Origin of the sequence: Longimicrobium sp. (genome assembly GCF_036280135.1) — a bacterium.
Lineage (GTDB): Bacteria > Gemmatimonadota > Gemmatimonadetes > Longimicrobiales > Longimicrobiaceae > Longimicrobium.
Genome location: NZ_DASURI010000182.1, coordinates 1 through 3,583, shown reverse-complemented (window position 1 = coordinate 3,583; position 3,583 = coordinate 1). Strand labels below are relative to the sequence as shown.

The following is a 3,583-nucleotide window of genomic DNA, read 5'->3' as shown; positions in this document are numbered from 1 at the left end:
CTCCAGCGGCGAGCGGCTGCCGGCGGACCTCGTGGAGCGTGCCTTTCGCGCCTGGCCGGAGTGCCGCCTGCTGAACCTGTACGGGTCCACGGAGGTGGCGGCGGACGTGACGGCGCACGCGCTGCTGCGCGCGGAGCTGCCCGCCGTGCCCATCGGACGCCCCATCGCCGGCGCCCGCGTCTACGTGCTGGACGGGGGGATGCGCCCCGTGCCGCCCGGCGTGGCCGGCCGCCTGTACGTGGGCGGCGCCGTGCTGGCCCGCGGCTACGCCGGCCGCCCGGGGATGACGGCCGAGCGCTTTGTCCCCGATCCCTTCGGCGGCCTGCCCGGCGCGCGGCTGTTCGACACGGGCGACCTGGCCCGCCACCGCGCGGACGGCGCCCTGGAGTACCTGGGCCGCCGCGACGCGCAGGTCAAGGTGCGCGGCAGCCGCGTGGAGCCCGGCGAGGTCGAGGCCGTGCTGCGCGACTACCCCGCGCTGCGCGACGCCGTGGTGGTGGCCCGCGAGACGGCCGCCGGCGACGGCGAGCTGGTGGCCTACCTGCAGGCGGACGAGGCCGCCGCGGCGGCGCCGGCGGAGACGGGAATGAAGTTCTCCCTCTTCTACTTCGCCGCGGACGAGTCCACGGCGGGCGGCTCCGGCGACGAGCGCTACCGCCTGTACCTGGAGGGGGCAAAGTTCGCCGACACGCACGGCTTCGAGGCCGTGTGGACGCCGGAGCGCCACTTTCACGAGGTGGCCGGCCTGTATCCCAACCCGTCCGTGCTGTCCGCCGCCCTCGCCGTGCAGACCAGGCACGTGCAGCTGCGGGCCGGCAGCGTGGTGCTCCCCCTGCACAACCCCCTGCGCGTGGCCGAGGAGTGGGCCGTGGTGGACAACCTGTCCGGCGGCCGGGCGGGGATGGCCGTCACCTCCGGCTGGGTGCCCAACGACTTCGCCCTTCTCCCCGAGCACTTCGCCGCCAAGCGCGAGGTGATGTTCCAGGGGATCGAGACCGTGCGCACCCTGTGGCGGGGCGGGGCCGTGCCCGTCAAGGACGGCGTGGGCAAGGACGTGGAGCTGCGCGTCTTTCCCCGTCCCGTCCAGGCCGAGCTGCCCATCTGGCTCACCTGCACGGCGGACCCCGCCATGTTCGCGCGGGCCGGCGCCCTGGGGCTCAACGTGCTCACGGCCCTGCTGGGGATGACGCTGGACGAGGCGGCCGAGCGCATCGCCCTGTACCGCCGCGCCCGCGCCGAGCACGGCCACGACCCCGCCGCCGGCCGGGTCGCCATGATGCTGCACACCTTCGTGGGACCCACGGAGGACGCCGTCCTGGGGGCCGTCCGCGGGCCCTTCCTGGAGTACATGCGGGCCCACACGGGGCTCTTTCGCACCGTCATCGACTCGCTGGAGATGGGCGTGCGGATGGAGGACGAACGCCAGCACGAGCAGCTGCTGGAGTTTGCCTTCGAGCGCTACTACCGCACGTCGTCGCTCATGGGCACGCCGGAGAAGTGCATGGAGACGCTCCGCCGGCTGGAGGAGATGGGCGTGGACGAGGTGGCCTGCCTCATCGACTTCGGCGTGTCCACCGAGCGGACGCTGGAGGCGCTGGGCGACCTGCACGGACTGATGCTGCGCACCCGCCGCCCCGCGCCCGAACCCGCGCGGGCCGACACGGCGGAAGAGGCCGTCAAGCTGCGCGCCTTCCTGGCGTCGCGCCTGCCGGCGTACCTGCTGCCGGACCGCCTGGTGCTGCTCCCGGAGCTGCCCCGCCTGCCCAACGGCAAGGTGGACCGCCGCGCCCTCCCCGATCCCCTGGACGCCCTGGCGCCGGCCGGCTTCACGGAGCCCCAGCCGGGGACGGAGGCGGACCTGGCCGCCATCTGGCGCGAGGTGCTGCGCGCGTCCCGGGTGGGCCGCCACGACAGCTTCTTTGCCCTGGGCGGCAACTCCCTGGCGGCCGTGCGCCTGCTGTCCCGCGTGCGCACCCGTCTGGGCGCCGACCTGTCCGTCCCCGACCTGTTCCGCGCCCCCACGCTGTCGGCCATGGCGGCCGCGGTAGAGGCGCAGCTGCTGGACGCGCTCAGCGACGGCGACCTGGCCGAGCTGCTGGGCGCCCTGGAGGGCGCATGAGCCCGGACCCCGCATCCATTCCCGCCACCCCCCTGCACGAGAGCACCGACGTGGAGAACCGGAGCAATACGCCCGAAGTGCCCGCACTGCGCCTGTGGCCCGTGCCGGGCGCGGCCCGGGACGGCGCGGGGCGCGAGGCCGTGGCGGAGCGGGTGCGGCGGATGTTCGCCCCCGGCGCCGACGCCCTGGCCGACGAGGAGGAGCTCGAGGCCCGCGTGGCCGAGATGGTGCGCGCGTACCTGCGCGACGAGACCACCAGCTCCCCCGGCGTGCTGGAGGGCCGGGCCGAGCGCTTCGCCGACACCCGCCTGCCGCGCCAGCCCCGCGACGCGGACGACTACCTGGACTACCTGGACGCCGAGGTGGTGCCGCACACCATCCGCGTGTCGTCGCCGCGGTTCATCGGCCACATGACGTCGTCGCTCCCCTTCTTCCTGCGTCCCCTGGTGCGGCTGATGACGGCCATGAACCAGAACGTGGTGAAGATGGAGACGTCGCGCGTCCTCACCTTTTGCGAGCGGCAGGCGCTGGCGCGTCTCCACCGGCTGATCTACGGCCTGCCCGCCGCGTTCTACGACCGGCACGTGCAGGACCACGCCGGCACGCTGGGCATCATCACCTCCGGGGGCACGCTGGCCAACGTCACGGCCCTGGCCTGCGCCCGCAACGCCCGCCTGGGCCCCGACGGCACGTTCCGCGGCGTGGACGCGGCGGGGACGGCGGCCGCCCTGGCGCACTACGGGTACCGCGGCGCCGCCGTCATCGGCAGCGCGCAGATGCACTACTCCTTCGAGAAGGGGATGGGCCTCCTGGGGCTGGGCACGGACGACCTGGTCCGCGTGGCCACGGACGCCGAGGGGCGCGTGGACCTGGACGCCATGCGGGCCGCCGTGGCCCGCTGCCGCGCGGAGGGCAAGCTCGTCCTGGCGCTCGTGGGCGTGGCGGGGAGCACGGACAGCGGCAGCGTGGACGACCTGGACGCCGTGGCGGACCTGGCGGCGGCGTGCGGCGCGCACTTTCACGTGGACGCCGCGTGGGGCGGGCCCACGGTCTTCTCCGACGCGCACCGGTCCATCCTGGCCGGCATCGAGCGGGCGGACACGGTGACGTTCGACGGGCACAAGCAGCTGTACCTGCCCATGGGCATCGGCATGGTGTTCCTGCGCGACCCGGCGCTGGCCCGGCAGATCGAGAAGCACGCGGCGTACACGGCCCGCGCCGGCTCGGCGGACCTGGGGCAGCGCTCGCTGGAGGGTTCGCGGGGCGCCATGTCGCTGCTGCTGCACGCGGCCCTGGAGCTCATCGGCCACGACGGGTACGGGTGGCTTATCGACGAGGGCATCGCCCGGGCGCGCTACCTGGCCGACGCCGTCCGCGCCCGTGACGACTTCGAGCTGCTCTCGGCGCCGCACCTCAACGTGGTCCTCTACCGCTACGTCCCCGCCGAGTGGCGGGCCGAGGCCG

General features: G+C 74.7%; 2 protein-coding genes. Both read left to right on the top strand.

All coding sequences use genetic code 11. From position 1 onward, the window contains the following. A partial coding sequence (locus VFZ20_RS05360) for a MupA/Atu3671 family FMN-dependent luciferase-like monooxygenase (RefSeq protein ID WP_329682806.1) occupies positions 1 to 2,119 on the top strand: 2,119 nt, incomplete at its 5' end. Continuing rightward, positions 2,116 to 3,583: aminotransferase class V-fold PLP-dependent enzyme (locus VFZ20_RS05355; RefSeq protein ID WP_329682805.1), on the top strand; the 1,468-nt coding region annotated here is incomplete at its 3' end. The genes VFZ20_RS05360 and VFZ20_RS05355, both read left to right, overlap by 4 nt.